Origin of the sequence: Pseudoalteromonas sp. TAB23, from assembly GCF_000498075.1 — a bacterium.
In the GTDB taxonomy this organism is placed as follows: domain Bacteria; phylum Pseudomonadota; class Gammaproteobacteria; order Enterobacterales; family Alteromonadaceae; genus Pseudoalteromonas; species Pseudoalteromonas arctica.
Map to the genome: position 1 here is coordinate 1 of NZ_AUTP01000302.1, position 15,985 is coordinate 15,985.

Below are 15,985 nucleotides of genomic sequence, written 5' to 3' on the forward strand. Positions count from 1 at the left end.
TCAGGGAGTCGGACATCAAGAGAGCGGTAGCCTTTTTTAATATATCCTTTTCTAATTCAATGCGTTGGATTTGCTTTTTAAGTTCGCGGATTTCAATTTGTTCGGGCGTCATTGGTGAAGCAGATGGTGTCTGGCCACTCCGCTCTTGCTTTAATTGAGTAACCCACTTACTGACGGTTGATTTACCCACCCCCATCGCTTTGGCTGCTTCTTCTTGAGTATAACTTTGGTCAACTACAAGCTGAGCTGTTTCTAATTTGATTGCCGCAGAATACGTTGCGCGTTTTAATTTCGTCATTTTTTCACCCAAATTTGTATGCTTATTAGCATAACATTTCTTTCTTAATGGGTGGCCAAATTAACTATGCCACTACAATGCCACTACAGTAACAATTTAAATGAAATAGTAGAACTTAATGAGCCTATTGGAATCGTTAATTCACCCGCAGTCACTTCAAAATCGACTCCCGCACTCGCTGTAATAGCGGTCACTTCATAGCTTAATGTCACTTCTTCTTTTGTTGCTTTTGAGAGAGACAAGCGAACACTACTATCTAAAACTGAGTCAGCGGGCTCATTAATAAGTTTTGACGCCTCAATAGAAATTGATGCGGGAGTTGTGTCTTCTGGAAAAGTAAATCCACCACTTTTTTCATCTTCCTCACTACCACATCCACTGAGTACCGAGGCTGCGGCTAAAGCGAGTACAATATTACTCTTTTTAAGTTTCATAACTGCTTTCCAATATTTGAGTTAATAACACATGATTTCGTCAAATAATATCAACCGGCTACCACAACATTAAATTTTACAGAGGCTATAAATGCTATCTGTAATTTTTTTATTTGCACTTGATACTAAGTAAGGTTAGAAAAAATCCACATGAAAGGTCTAATATGAATATCATTAAAATTGGATTGCTTGCAGCAAGTATAACCAGTATATCCAGAGTTTCAGCTTGTGAAAAATGGCAGTTTATAGTCACTGGCGAAAGCCAACTCATATCTTCGACACTTGAAATAGAGTACGAACCGACTGAGCAGATTATAAAAACCGTTACTAATTAAATAAACGTTAAAGGTGAGCCCATCTTTGTGGATGGTGAAAAGCCTTATTTAGAATTATTAGTAAGTAGTTCAGATAAACAACGGTTTACTTATGAACTCATGGCTAATCTGCCTGTAACTACCGATGAAGGCATCTTGTTAAGGCCATTCGATATTGAAGATGTTGCGCCATTGCAGAATGGTTACTTAAACTTTCATCAACGTGGTGATGTTAAAATCACGCTCTATGGCCAGAAATTAACGTGCACAGATTGATTTAGTGCCACTAATCAGGATTAACCGCCATAATTTAGAGGTCATACAGTTAACACCTCTACGTTTTAACGGCACAGTGTCGGTTAATTATATCTACTTCAAACTTGGCAGACAGGTAGCGTTATATGAGTATAAAGTCAAAAGTATCGAAATTATTGAAGGGAATAAAAACTCATTTTATTGGTTTTTTAAAGTACGTTTTATATATGGGTGGACCTTTTATAATCCTATATGCACTAGGAGACTTAATTTGGCTCGTAAATGAAAAGTATGGAAGCATCATATTTTTTATCTTGGTTATCTATATCTACATTGGTGTAGCTCAAAACAAGGTTGAGAAGTCAGAGTTTCAAAATAATTCTTTCAATATAAATTTGATGTTTAATTTATGGAAGAATATAGCTATATGGCCAATTAAAAAGGTTTGTGGATAATTATGATGTAAATCAAATGCATACAGTTTAATTTACAAACTAATAGTCCCGTATCATAAAAAACGCATAAGCTAGAGTGTACTAATTTATGCGTCCTATTTTTTAACATTTCCCTTTCAATGCTTAAGAATACCTACATTATCCATAATAGGTATTGTCATGAACAAATTCACTAAGGCAACTTTATTGCTAACGGCTGGTGGTTTAATCCCCACCGCATCAGCTGAGTTACTTGAAATAAACTACACTGATTCAAACCAAGTTATAAAAACTCAAAAGCCAACAGAAGCGTATATCGGCACAAATAACGATATTCAATTTTCTCTAAGCGCCGGTGTAGAACGCTTAGTTCAGCTAACAATCACAAATTCAAGCAATGAAATTGTGAATACATTAACTAGTGAAAAGTTAGGCCCAGCAGATCGTATTACGGTTAATGGGAAAGAATATTACGGCTCACTTTTAAAACTAGACTCTATTGCAGACGGTAAATATCAAGCAACAGCGAGTATTTTAAGTGCAAGTAGCAATTTAATTTCTTCTGAAACATATGATTTAATTGTTGACACTACGGCCCCAACAATGGGGGCGTTTACATGGTCATTTCCCTATGGCAGTGGTAATGCTCCAGATGGACTACCGAAGTTTAGTCATACGAGTGACCGCCACTTTACTCTTGGTAATATTACCGATGACCTTTCTGGTATTGATAAAATAATTTATAAAACATATTGGGAATCAGATGGTAAGGAAGGTCAGTTATATAAAACAGGCGATGTACCATATTATCCAATCTTGAATAAAGCTATGTTAGGAACAGGGGGGGATAATTCTAATGCAGCTGTATTTTTTCCTTCAGGAACACAAAGTAAGCACAAAGTAAGCACAAAGTAATTTTTGAAGTATTCGATTTAGCAGGTAACAGTGCTGAAAAAGAGATGTACTTTTATAATAATTCTAAATGTGGACCAAGCCCCAAAATCGTTGCAATTGAAGACCCAACGTACACAGGTGATTACTTGGGGCAAGCCGGATTTAGGCCTGTTACCGATAAAACTCCAATCAACAAAAACCCACTTGAAGCTATATACCGTATCTCGAAAGAGGCCTATAAAGCAGCTCCGGGAGCATCTGTATTCGCAGGGTCAACAACAGGTATAACGAATCGCGGTTTAATTTCAGTTGATGATGAATTCGCTTATTTTAAAATTTATGGTCCAGCAAATACCTCTAATAACTTCAACTATCCAAATGCTGGGTGGACAAACAACAGTACGTGGCGTTGTAACTCTCTTTCCTTTCCAAACCCTGAATTTACAGACAAAACATTACCACCAAAAGGCACTAATATAGAAGCGTTTGTTGATGGGGTTGGCTGGGTACCTAAAACCTATAGGGCTTCGGGTGAAAATGGGCGCGATACAATAATATCAAAGATACGAATTACAGGAAGTGTTAGAGGTTACGAACAATACGCAAGTATGTATGGAAGTTCATGTAAAATTCCACCTGGGGATAGTTCCTGTGAACTAGATACAAACTTAGCGTTTAATAAAACAGGTACTGTTGGCTATTACCATTCAAGGCCTCTTTTACGAAGCTCTGACAACACTAGCATGTTTGACAGTACCTTAAGCCATGTTTGGGAGTGGGATGCACAAGACCCAATAATTAATGAAATAATTGAGCATGATGAAACAGAAAAAAAAATCAGTTTTAGTATTACTGAGTTAAAGTCGGGCAGTACGTGGGATAGAGTGAAGCTCGGTAGTGCTGGAATTATTATAAAAAAGGACGGCAATGTAATTGAAAATATATCAGCTTCTTCTTTACTTCGTTCCGGTTCAGATTATGTCGCTACAGTTAATTATTCTAATTTAGATCATGGCTCTTTCGAGATGTTTGCTTGGGCTAAAGATAATTATAGTAACTATGTTGAGAAGCTTCTTTTATCGATTGATAACGATATAAAGGCACCTGATTTAGTTTTTTCGATAGAAAGTGGCGCTACAATAAAATCATTGGATGAAATTACGATATCTCTTACCGACGACAATGAATCTAAAATTAAGTCTGTCAATTTAAAAGGTGGCCCAGCTAACGAAAATGTATTCTTAGCCACCAGCGAAACTAGTGAAGGTCTTTATGCATTAGAATACCCAGTGCTATTCCCAGACGAAAACTCAATATACATTCTTACCGTCTTAGCAGAAGACAATGTAGGGAATATAATTGAAAAAGAGTTACGGTTTAATTATGTTGCAGAAAAAATAGGCTTAGAAAGTGGCTTATCAGAAATAACTTTACCTGCAACGGGGGCGGTGTTCAAAGACGTTGACGGTAACCTTCCTCTTTATAGTAAACCTATTAAATTAAGTGATGGCAGTACCATAAGTGGAAAATACCCAGTTTTTGTGACTTTACGTAGTGACAGTGAAGGCAGTGTATTTATTAATAACAAAGAAATATTGCCAGGTACTACAAAAACCGTTGATTACGCTTATGACTTTGCTTTAAGTGGAGGTCGCTACAACTTAGACTTGGTGACCAAGCAAAACACATTTACAAAAGGCAGCTTATTGATCGCTTCATCTGCACCTAATTCACCGGTGCTAATAACTGATTATAAGTTCAGCGGCTACAAAGGAACAAAGCAGGTTAATACATCGCCTTACGCGATTACAGATAAATTTCAATTAAAGTATAGATTAGGTGATCAGGCATCTAACTACTGTAGCGCCTTCACTTCGTCACTTGAGGAAGTACAAAATTCTGACACATTTAAAGACAGGCTTTGCTACGTACAGATGAATATCAAGGGCGTAAAGCAAAGCTTTGATGTTACTGATACACAAGCTATGCTTTCTTCTTATTTAGTATCATTAAATGACCAGTTTGCTGAATTTAAAGTAAGCGTTGTTGGGTATAACAATGAGTTATTCACATTATTTCATGACAAAATTCTAGTAACGCCACGCGATCCAAAAGATAGCTTGGCGACTACGCTAGAGTATACAGACGATTTTATTTATCATGAAATACAAGATATAGACACGTATGTATCGATGGCAAATTATCAAGGCTGCGCGTTAACAACAAGTATCGAGCAAGCTAAAAAACGTGCATTTGATAAAGTTGGGGCTGAAGAAACACCACTTTGTTTGGTTGAATGGACTAATTATCCAAGCGGCTTAACCGAAGATAAATCGACTGGCAAGGTAAATGGCTTTCCGGACAAACTTGGTTCTACAACCTTTGATTGGGAAATTAAGATTTTCTTCAATGAGAATGAATCTATGCCTATTTCAATTGGCTCAAAAGCGGTTGATATTGTCGAGCCTATAGCACCTAAGTTGACGGCCACCACGATTGAGTTTACCAATGGAGTTGTCTCAACAAGTGCAAACCATCTACTGCGTGATAGCACCGCAAGCGTTAAGGGAATTACATTTAGTGTTGAGCCTCGGCTGTATAAACAAATCATTAGCTTTAATGGTGAGAGTTGTACAGTAGAGAGTAACTTTACAAAATGTGCTTTACCTGTCGATATAGCACCGTTAGGGAATAAAGTAGACCAGTTACAGGGTAATACTAGCCTGAAAATCGACATTGATTCTGACCGCCCTTACTTTTTAGACAAGGGCATGGGTACATTTACAAATGGATTGAGCTGGGATTATACAGCGCCTTTATTGCATGAAATTGTTATTAACAACAAAAACGATGATAGCGTTATTGAAAAGCAATTAGAAGAAGGCAGTGCTAAAGCTAAACAGGATGAAATTCTAGTTATTGTTAAATCGCCATTCACCAACATTAAAAATGATGAAACATGGAAATTAAAAAATTCGGCATTAATAATCGAAGAAATTGAAGACATAAGATTTCAACAATCAGTAAAGATTGATAACAATACATTCTATTTTAGTAGCTCAAAACAAAACTTGAGTGAAGATAATCGACTCCCACCGACCAAAACCGAGCTGGTGGGTGATTACATTGTTTATCACTACGATATGACCCCATTGTCAGATGGTGCTTTTAAGTTCAGTTTGAACCTGCGTGACTATTACGATAACGGTACTGATTATGAAAACCCCATTTTTTACTTGCAGCGCTTTGCCCCTGAAGTTCAATTAACATATTTACGTGACAAATCTCGTAGTACCAATCCATTTTACTTTGCCAGTGACTTTGGCGCTGTAACAAATCCAGGGTGGGATACAAAAAATGAAATAATAGAGGCTACATTTGGTGGTGTACCACTTACTTTAGTGGATGATCCAATTGATGCTAAAAGCTACGTTAAGTTCTTTGATGGAAATTTAGATAACCTAACGCCCGGTGATACCTATGAACTGATTGTAAAAGCGAAAGATTCGTTTGGCAATATAGGTCAAACTGAAGAGAAATATGTGTATGCGCCGTCAAAATTCAGTATTAAATCTAAAGACACTGGCACACATGATCTTTACCAATATATTCAGCGCGGTACGTTATAGATCTACCAAAGCCAGTATCTTTGTAACTTTGTGGCATCTAAAGATTTAGCTATTGAAATATCAAGAGATGCTAGAAAAGGCTGTTACGTCAAATTAGACAACCTACCTAAAGGCATGGACGCTCTCTATCAAGGCTGGGCTATGACTGTTACGGGGTCTATACATGATGAACTTGATAATACGGTTAGCTACAGCGCTTATGTTGTTAACCCTGATGGTAATGAAGTAAAAGTAGAAGCTGGCGAGTTTGAATACAATATTAAAACTGCTGAACAAATGGCATTTGATTTAAACCCTATTATTGAACTTAAAGAAGGTGTTTATGGTGTTATCCCAGAAAATCCCGTTTTAGCACGCTATAGGCTTCAACACGTCGCGGGGGAGTTAAACATCAATGTAAGTCGTGGTGAGTATGAATCGTCTGAATACATGGCACAGAGGAGCCACAAGCCGATATATGAGCTACTTGGCATTATTCGTGATGACGATGTTGATAAGCGAAAAGTGTTTGACCGCTATCCGCTGGCAATAAATGCCGCCTACACGCTATCAGATGAACATTTAGCAGGTTCGACAGGCGAAGTTATTGTATTACCATCTCGTAAAGTGGCTATAAATTTAAGCATGGACTCAGAACGCAATGTATTAAGCACAGATGAAGTTCAAGTAACGGCGTTCATGGGAGAATGGAATTGGAAAGAAAAAATAAGTAAATATGATGCAAGCACCATGGGCGAATGGGATATTTATTTAGCGTATAAAAATAACAGAGGTGAAGAACAAGTAATTTCGGATACACAATCGAATAATGAAAATGGACAAGCTCAGTTCACGGTTGCTATTGCTGATATTTTCCGCAAAAGTAATGGTTTCTATGCTGTCGCGTCAGTCAAATCGCCACATAAAGAATATGAAAAGAAAATTATATCGACCCCTATATTCATGAGAATAGTTTTGGGTACTGGAGTAGATGGTGAATTAAGGAGCTCACAAGTAAGCGGAAAAGTGCCGTTTACCACACTAGTTCGTTATGACTATGAAACGATAGAAGATATGGTTGCCGGCAATGATACAAAATGGGAGATTTCAGAGAACCTTGCTGATTGGTCAGTGCTAGAAGAGTACGAAGGGCGTAACGCGATACCTTTCTTAATGCAAGCTGCTGGAGATAAGTACGTTAGAGCAACGGTTACAAACAAAAACACGGGTGAAGCGTCAGTTAGCACCCCACTTAAAATTAGTGGTTACGACAAAGCAAGCTTAGTGATTAAAGGACCATCTCAAGTATACGAAGGGCAAGAGTTTAAGCTCAATATGCTCGACTACAATACGACCCTTCATACATATGACGGACAAGCTCAATGGTCGCATGATGAGGGTAAAACATGGTTTGAAGGTGCGCCTGTACAGTCATTTATAGCTAAAGGCGAACAAGCGCTCATTATGGGTCGATTCAGATTCAGTACAACAACTGAAGCAGCGGGGGAGCAGGCATGGTCCGAAGCTCGTTACTATGCGCGTCCTGTAACTCCAAGGCCAGTGATGGCACAGATACGTGCACCTCATCTCGTTGAAATGGGCACGACAATAGATGTAGAAGGACAGGTGTTAAACTTAAACGGTGGCGTTGATTTACCTGTTAAATATGAATGGGTATTGCCTAATGGCCAATTGAAAAACGATGTGTCGTTTGAGTACACGCCTACTGAAAGTGATCTTGATGACAACAACCGGTTGAAGTTTGTGTTAAAGGCATGGGTGGATGGTTATAAAGAGGCTACTTATCGTGAAACTCAACGTAATTTAGAGAGCTGGGTGTATGAGTTTCCTGAAACGACTATTGATATAAGAAGTAATATCTTAGTAGCGCCAGCAAACATCACAGGCATGATATTGCAAAAACATAAGTTTATGCCAGGAGTTACTTATACCTATGAATGGTTGGAAAGTGACAATATTGAGATAACGAATCCAACCCGCATGTACTCTAATTTACTCGTCAAAACGCCGGGTGTGCATGAAATTAAGGCCAAAGTGACGGATAGTAGAGGCAAAGTAAAAGAGATAAGTAAGTTTATTGACGTACTTGAAGCTGATCCAGTGCAAGGGAGTTTAGTTCACTTTCCATCGAACCGTTATAGTCGTGCACCACTGGGGTTAGTAGCTCGCGCCCAAACTAAAGGCGGTCACCCACGAGATTTCATCATTGACTACAAGTGGTTTATAAATGGAGACGAAGTTGAAGTTAAACCGCCAAGAAGCCCAATGAATCGTTTTGAAATTGAGGAAGCGGGTATTTATGACATAAAGGTTATTGCTACCAGCATGTATGGCCAAGAAACTGAAATTAATGAACGATACGAAGTGTTTGAAAACAAAAAGCCAACCTGTCAGAGTGTTCAGTTAGTACGTTCGGGTACAATTCGTATTACGGCAACCTGTAAAGACGAAGATGGCTATGTAGTTGGTTATGACTGGTGGTTTAATGGTGAGTATGTAGGTCGTGGTGCTGCTTCAACTCAACTTAGGTTATCACAATACCCAACTATGAACGTGTCCTATGAAGCCGTAGATGATGCGGGTGGCCGCACTAAAGGATCGTTTAATTGGTAATTATGTAATACATACTAAAAAGCTCACGGCGTTTCAAATTGAATGACGTGGGCTTTTTAAAAGAGAATGATTTGCGGCATGAAGCATGAGATAGGACAGTAAATAAATTTAAATTAGTGTGATTGGAATATTCCAAAGTCTAAAGTAAACAAACCGAAAGGACTAATAATGAAAGAAGAAACCATTAAAGAAACAATAACAAAAGTCGAACAAGAACTTCAACAGGCGGAAGAAGAGCTTAGAAACTGGCAAGATTACGATTTCCGAAGAGAAGATGGCAGCATGAGACAGGACGCAATGCACGAAAAGCATGGTCGAGATGCTAAGCAAGAGGTAAATTCACTAAAGCTTAAGAATGAAAAAAGATAAATCAACAAAATAATTGGAATGTAGGAGTAACCGTATGTTAAAAAATCTAAATCAAAAGCAAAATCCAATAGTTGATCATGATGGTAAATTCAAAAAATCACCAGTTAAATTTGGTACGTTTATGTATGACATTAAAAATACTATCATTGGTATTCATGGAAGAACCCTAAAAGTATTTGATTTATCTGATGATAATGAAAGCTACTACCAAGCTTGGGTTGATGGGTATCAGAATGATGGATATTCACAAAATGAAGCTGTCCAAAACGCATTAAAATTTGCAATAGAAAAAAGGCATTCTTTATAAGATGGAAACTAGATTTTAACGTACGCTCAGTGCACTCCATTGGAATGCGGAGCGTATGCTTTAGTAAGTACATCCCTTATTAGTAAAGAATTACACGAATGATTCGTGTAGTGCATTGTAAGGTAATTGATTGGATACCTATTTACTCTCGGACGTATATTCATACAAATCGACTAATAGGGGTTTTGTGCCCATCCCCTCGAAATCGGCATTAAGGTTATTATTTGATCACTTATTTGAGGTATGATTATCAAAAAATAATTTTAAAGGCTTATCATCATTGCTGCTCAACTAACAAAACGTATTCAAATTCTCACACAGTCTGAAATTAATGAGCTTTACGCATTACCAAACTTTAGCCGAGCAGATAGAGAAGACTACTTCTCTATAGATAAAGAAACACAGAAGTTAATTAATACGCTAAGACAAACTGAAACACGAATATATTTTATTCTACTATTAGGTTACTTCAGATCACGACCTATAGTGTTTAACTTTACGTTTGCTGATGTTGAAGCTGATTATAACTATATTAAAACCAAGTATTTCAATGATAAATATATTGATACTGAAGATTTACCCCCCAGAACTAAAACTGCATTAATTAAAAAGTTACTGAGCTATACTGGCTTTTCGATTTTTCAAAGTAAAATAGATAAGGAACCGTTGCTTAGAAGGCTCAATAATGTTGTAAAAATCAATTTGGAGCCTAGATATGTTTTTGATGAATGCATTGCATATTTTGGTCAAAACAGAATAGCCTTAGCTGGCTACACAACATTGCAAGACACTATCTCAACAGTGTTATCAAATGAACGAAATCGTATCGAGACTATTCTCAATGAAAACTTAGCCCAACCTACAAAAGCAACGTTACTTAAATTACTTGAATCAAATAGCACCTTTACTGATTTAGCCAAATTAAAGAAAATGGCTAAAGATTTTTCGGCTAGTCAAATAGCACAAGAGCTGAAGACGCATAAAATCATACGTTCACTTTACCCTGAAATTAAGGTACTTATTGCTGAACTCGAATTATCCCCTAAGAACCTTGAGTATTATGCTTCCTTGGTCAAACATAAGTCCGTTTATAAGCTCAGAAGACACGATGACAGCCAGACCATCTTATATCTTGTGTGCTATTTATTTTTTAGATACCGCGAAACTAACGACAATTTAGTATCAGCCTTTATCTATATGATTAGAAAGTTGACGGAATCAGCTAAGGGCTATGCTAAACAACGCATTGTAGAGGATGTCACTATTGTTCGAACCAAATTAAAATCCGCTGGTAGCTTGTTAAAGTATTTTATCGATACAGATATGGACGATAACCTTAGTTTTGGTGATGTGCGTAAGAAAGCTTTTGAACTGATCCCTGCCGATAGTATTAAGTTGTTAAGCGACCATTTAGATAATACTGACTTTGATGGACGTGAATATGAAGTAAGCGTCTAGCCAAGTGCACCTGCAAGTAACTCGTCAAAACTATTAAGCTATCCCTGAATTTCAATTAAGAGGTAGCTATGAGAAAAACACGTAGCCTTGAGCAATGGCGTAGTATTATAGAAGAGCAACAATCGAGTGATTTAACTATCACTGAGTATTGTCAGCAAAATACTTTATCAAAAACAACTTTTTATGCCGCAAAAAACAAGCTAAAGGCATTACCTGGCAATTTTGTTCGCGCCAAAATCACTAAACAACCTGACGTTATCAAGCCGCAACAGCCGATAACCCTCACTGTTGGCAAAGTAAAAGTCAGCTTGCCATCAACAACGCCTGCAACTTACCTCAGCCAATTGTTACGCGAGTTTGCCTGATGAAAATGTTTGTTGAACCCGAGCGTATTTATTTACACCGCGATGCTGTGGATTTTCGAAAATCGATTGATGGTCTGGTCGCCATCGTTGAAGGCGAGCTTGAACGTGATGCCTACACTGGCGCGCTATTTTTGTTTTGCAACAAAGCGAAAGATAAACTCAAATTAGTGTACTGGGATAAAACAGGGTTTGCTTTGTGGTATAAGCGACTCGAAAAACAAAAGTTCAAATGGCCAAATAAAGCCACTTTGCAAGAATTTGAACTCAGCTCTGGGCAACTGGATTGGTTGTTGTCGGGATATGATGTGCTTGGCCATGAAGAATTGCAGTATCAATCTATGATCTAATTAACAGTAAACGATCATTGCCACACATCCGTTTTTATTTGCCCTGCAAACGAGAAAAGTGCATAAAACTTTGTTAAATTGCAGGGATGAAACTTGATGCACACTCACTTCCTGATGACCCAGAACAACTCAAGCGCATGCTGCTTGAGTTGCAACATGTCGTCGCTAAAAAAGATGAAGAGTTAGCTAAAAAGGATGCGCAAATTCACGAATTGCTGCAAGCTTATAATGCGAAACTTGCCAAAGAGTACGCTAAGAAATCAGAAAAAATGCCGGGGGCGGGTGAAGTATTCAATGAAGCAGAAGAAACGCTTGATGAGTATGATAAATCGCAATTGGCCACATCGCCCTCAGTAAAGAAAGAAAAAGCCAAACCGAAACGCCGCCCACTGCCGGCGCAATTACCACGAGTAGACGTGATTGTTGACCTCAATGAGGGTGAAAAAGTATGTGATTGCTGTCAAAGCACCTTACATAAAATGGGTGAAAGCAGCAGTGAAGCATTAGATTTTGTGCCAGCACATATCAAAGTGATTAAAACGATTCGCCCGAAATATACATGCCGTCACTGTGAGCAAGAAGGTATTGATTGTGTGGTGAAATCCGCCCCGATGCCCGCATCACCCATTCCAAAAAGTATCGCAACGGCCAGCTTGCTGAGTCAAATAATCACGTGTAAATACCAGTTTGGCTTACCGCTTTATCGCCTAGAAACAATGTTAGGCGATATTGGTATAGAATTAAGCAGGCAAACCATGTCGAGCTGGATGCTACGTTGTGCACAATTGTTGTCACCCCTGTATCAACGCTTAAAAGAGGTGTTGTTATCGCAAGCAGTTATCCATGGCGATGAAACCCCGTTAAACGTCATCAACGCAGATAAAGCGACAAGCTATATGTGGCTGTATTGTTGCGGTGATGATAAACCGGGTAAAAGCACTAATATTGTCCTGTTCGATTATCATAACAGCCGTGCGGGCCAATGTGCGGTTGATTTTCTTGATGGTTACCAAGGCTACATGCACGTTGATGGTTACAAGGCTTATGAGCAAACTCAGGCAACACTGGTTGCATGCCTTGCTCATATGCGTCGTAAATTCATCGAAGCGAAAGGCAATAATAAGAAAACAGGCAAAGCGGATGTAGCGCTCAACCTCATTGGTAAGCTCTACGGTATTGAGCAAGCCATCAAAGATAAGCCAGCCACAGAGAAGTACACTGTTAGACAACAAAAAGCCAAACCTATTGTTGACGAGTTATACCAATGGTTGCTCAAACACAAAGATAAAATCCCGCCCAAAATGGCGCTAGGTAAAGCCATTAACTACGCGATAAATCAATTTGAAAAATTCCGGCGGTACCTTGATGATGGCAGACTTAAAATAGATAACAACCGCGCAGAGCGAGCCATAAAACCCTTCGTGATAGGGCGAAAAAACTGGTTGTTCTCAAATACCAGCAAGGGTGCACATGCCAGTGCGGTACTTTATAGCCTTGTTGAAACGGCGAAGGCAAATGACCTTGTGGTGCATGACTATATTTCTAGTTGCTTACAGCACCTAGCTGAGCAGCCTGATAACCTTGAGGCGCTGTTACCTTGGAACATTAAGAAAGGCTAGGTGTCGTTAGCTAGACGCTTACAATATGAATGGCAGTTCATCGATAAACAATCAAGTAAAATTAGAAAACTGATCCGCTCACTCTTTATGTCTATTGATATTGAGTTCATTCACTTAAAGGACGAATTACGCGAACAATACACTACGGCTCACGAAGAGTTAAGCGAATTCAAAACCATAAAAACGATTAATATCGATGTGGTACCTAAAAGTGACCGCGAATATTTTGAAGGTGACAATATCAAGTTAAATGCTAATCGTTTTGAATATTTCCTTTACCGTAAGGCAGAGCAACTGTTTCATAGTAATACAATGACGGTTAAAGAAAGCGTTAATAATCGTAGTTTAGCCTCAGATCTTATTCAACCTAAAGAATGGGAGCACAAAACTGAAATAATTGAAAATTCAGGGCTTGATAAACTCGCTACTCCCATCAACCAAACACTAGCCGATAAAAATCAACAATTAGAGGCCAAGCTGAAGGAAGTGAGTGAGCATATTTTTAGTGGCGATAATAAGTACGTTGAATTTATTCCTGGCAAGACTGAACTTAAGTGGTCAATTCCGAACAACCGATGGCAAGAAAGTATTGAAAACCCCCTTTATAATCAAATCCAACATATGGGCATTGTTGAACTAATGCTCTTTGTTGACCAAAAGACTGACTTTCTAAAATCGTTCACTCACATTTCTGTCAACAAAGAAAAATCACCGGCTAATAAGGAAGATCTAATCGCTTGCATATTAGCTAATGGTACTAATTATGGCTTATATAAAATGGCGAATATCTCCGACCGTTCCATGGGGATATTACGTAGTGTGGATGATAGCTATATTAGATATGAGACGTTAACACAATCTAATGATCAGGTTTCTAATGCAATCGCCACTTTGCCAATTTTTGCTTATTACCACGCGGATGATAACCAATTATTTTCAAGTATTGATGGTCAAAAATTCGAGTGCCGTATTAATACATTTAAGGCGCGTTATTCATCTAAATATTTTTCAAAAGGCAAAGGGGTTTCTGCGCTAACACTTGTTTCAAATCACGTTCCAGTGAGTACGCAAGTTATTGGTGCAAATGAGTATGAAGGCCACTTTGCTTTCGACTTACTTTATAACAATTCATCAGATATACAGCCAAATACCTTATCGACCGATACGCATGGTACCAATAATGTTAACTTCGCAATTTTGGACTTCTTTGGTTACACGTTTGCCCCTCGATACGCAAAAATGAAACGAGTATTTTTTGATTTGTTTGAAGTGACTGAAGAGGATGGTGGCTGTATTCAATTAAAGAAAGAAATTAATCATAAATTAATTGCACAAGAGTGGAATGAAATTCAACATATTGTTTGCTCATTGAGCCGTAAAACTACTACCCAAAGCACTATCATTAGAAAATTAAGTAACGGCAAGAGCCGTACATTGTCAGCTTTGCATGAGTACGATCGTTTAATAAAGTCTATCTACGTTTTAGAGTATGTTGATAATTCAACGCTGCGCCATTATGTTCAACAAGCATTGAACAGAGGTGAAGCATACCATCAATTAAAACGGGCAATTACTTCAGTTAATGGTAACAAATTCCGTGGAGGAAATGATTACCAAGTATCTCAATGGAACGACTGCGCTAGGCTCATATCTAATTGCATTATTTATTATAATTCCGCGTTACTTTCGGCATTTCTGCAAATACAAGAAAGAAATGGCAGGCAAGACGTGGTTGAACTTATTTCTAGACTATCGCCTGTTGCTTGGCAGCATATTAATTTAAACGGTGAATATGCTTTTAATAAAGATCGTAAAGAAATAGATTTAGTTGGTTTACTCAACGGTATCGAGTCAATTAGCAACACAAAGAACGGATAAAACAAGTTACAATAATAAATGTATTTAACACTATGATACTCTCAGTAAGGACAATTAATGTCTAGAACCATCAGTAAAATAGCAAAGGAAATCGGGATCAATATTGAAACCGTGCGTTTTTATGAACGTAAGGGACTAATAAAACAACCCGTTAAACCTTTACAGGGTTATAGACAATATTCAACAGAAACGGTAAATAGAATTCGTTTCATTAGGCGTTCTCAGGAGTTAGGATTCACCTTAAGTGAAATAGAGGGATTACTTTCACTTAATGATAGTCCCTGTAACCAAGTAGAAGAGTTAGCGAAAAAAAAATTAGTGGCTATTCAAACCAAACAAGCCGATTTATTACTTTTAGAAAAAGCACTCTTAGAACATATCGGCCAATGTCAAAGTAACGAAGATGATACATGTTGCCCTATTATCGATTCTTTACAGCCATAAAGTGTCAAATTTCAGCTGATTTTTTTATACTGCCTGTCACTTAAAAACAAATTATCAACACCGCCAAACCTTACCCATTGTTCCTATGTCGAACTATCGGCTTCGTTTTATCTCTCGAATTGCATATCACTATAGCGCTAGATGAAAGAGCCTGCTCTAAATCAAGGTCATATTGAGCATGGTCAAAATACATTTTATTACTTTAATAAAAAACGCTCTTGACTCCGTACCTAGGTACATGAATTACATTAATACCATAATTTAACGAGGTATCCATATGAATCAGAAAACATCAAACCTTCCAATGATAGGCGGCATTTTAGCTGC

At 38.0% G+C, this 15,985-nt stretch carries 14 protein-coding genes and 1 pseudogene; 13 read left to right on the forward strand and 2 right to left on the reverse strand.

Going from position 1 to position 15,985, the window contains the following annotated elements; all coding sequences use genetic code 11:
- Positions 1-298 (reverse strand): annotated as a pseudogene (locus L654_RS0119230) (transposase); the annotation flags it as partial.
- Positions 299-381: 83 nt separating this feature from the next.
- A complete protein-coding gene (locus L654_RS0119235; protein ID WP_024591189.1) occupies positions 382-732 on the reverse strand; it encodes a hypothetical protein in 351 nt (116 codons plus the stop codon).
- A gap of 164 nt (positions 733-896) precedes the next feature.
- Here L654_RS0119235 and L654_RS1000000128035 point away from each other — a divergent pair, with 164 nt between their 5' ends.
- The 13 genes from L654_RS1000000128035 (at position 897) to merR (ending at position 15,658) form a co-directional block, all read left to right on the forward strand.
- Positions 897-1,067: a hypothetical protein gene (locus L654_RS1000000128035; protein ID WP_158001142.1), complete on the forward strand. Its 171-nt coding sequence runs from the start codon at positions 897-899 to the stop codon at positions 1,065-1,067.
- 27 nt (positions 1,068-1,094) lie between these two features.
- On the forward strand, positions 1,095-1,322 hold the full coding sequence (locus L654_RS0119245) for a hypothetical protein (protein WP_024591190.1): 228 nt from the start codon (positions 1,095-1,097) through the stop codon (positions 1,320-1,322).
- A 593-nt stretch (positions 1,323-1,915) separates the two neighbouring features.
- Positions 1,916-2,650: a DUF4165 domain-containing protein gene (locus L654_RS0119255; RefSeq protein ID WP_024591192.1), complete on the forward strand. Its 735-nt coding sequence runs from the start codon at positions 1,916-1,918 to the stop codon at positions 2,648-2,650.
- 44 nt (positions 2,651-2,694) lie between these two features.
- Entirely contained in the window at positions 2,695-6,258 is a 3,564-nt protein-coding gene (locus L654_RS0119260; protein ID WP_024591193.1) for an Ig-like domain-containing protein, read from the forward strand.
- 30 nt (positions 6,259-6,288) lie between these two features.
- Positions 6,289-8,871, forward strand: coding sequence for a hypothetical protein (locus L654_RS0119265; protein ID WP_024591194.1), 2,583 nt, complete (start codon positions 6,289-6,291; stop codon positions 8,869-8,871).
- Between the two features lie 168 nt (positions 8,872-9,039).
- The gene (locus L654_RS0119270) at positions 9,040-9,240 is read left to right on the forward strand and encodes a hypothetical protein (RefSeq protein ID WP_024591195.1); all 201 of its coding nucleotides are present in this window, start codon (positions 9,040-9,042) and stop codon (positions 9,238-9,240) included.
- A 34-nt stretch (positions 9,241-9,274) separates the two neighbouring features.
- Positions 9,275-9,547 carry a hypothetical protein gene (locus L654_RS0119275; protein WP_024591196.1) on the forward strand — a complete coding sequence of 91 codons (273 nt, stop codon included), beginning with the start codon at positions 9,275-9,277 and terminating at the stop codon, positions 9,545-9,547.
- A gap of 309 nt (positions 9,548-9,856) precedes the next feature.
- The gene (locus tag L654_RS0119280) at positions 9,857-11,005 is read left to right on the forward strand and encodes a DUF4158 domain-containing protein (RefSeq protein ID WP_225305755.1); all 1,149 of its coding nucleotides are present in this window, start codon (positions 9,857-9,859) and stop codon (positions 11,003-11,005) included.
- A gap of 68 nt (positions 11,006-11,073) precedes the next feature.
- A complete protein-coding gene (locus L654_RS0119285) occupies positions 11,074-11,370 on the forward strand; it encodes a hypothetical protein (protein ID WP_024591198.1) in 297 nt (98 codons plus the stop codon).
- Between the two features lie 5 nt (positions 11,371-11,375).
- A complete protein-coding gene (tnpB, locus tag L654_RS0119290) occupies positions 11,376-11,717 on the forward strand; it encodes an IS66 family insertion sequence element accessory protein TnpB (RefSeq protein ID WP_158001143.1) in 342 nt (113 codons plus the stop codon).
- An 86-nt stretch (positions 11,718-11,803) separates the two neighbouring features.
- Entirely contained in the window at positions 11,804-13,336 is a 1,533-nt protein-coding gene (locus L654_RS0119295; protein ID WP_024608231.1) for an IS66 family transposase, read from the forward strand.
- Positions 13,337-15,214, forward strand: a complete 1,878-nt coding sequence (locus L654_RS1000000127420) for a Tn3 family transposase (protein ID WP_024591201.1) — start codon at positions 13,337-13,339, stop codon at positions 15,212-15,214.
- Positions 15,215-15,271: 57 nt separating this feature from the next.
- A complete protein-coding gene (merR, locus tag L654_RS0119305; RefSeq protein ID WP_024591202.1) occupies positions 15,272-15,658 on the forward strand; it encodes an Hg(II)-responsive transcriptional regulator in 387 nt (128 codons plus the stop codon).
- Positions 15,659-15,985 lie beyond the last annotated feature (327 nt).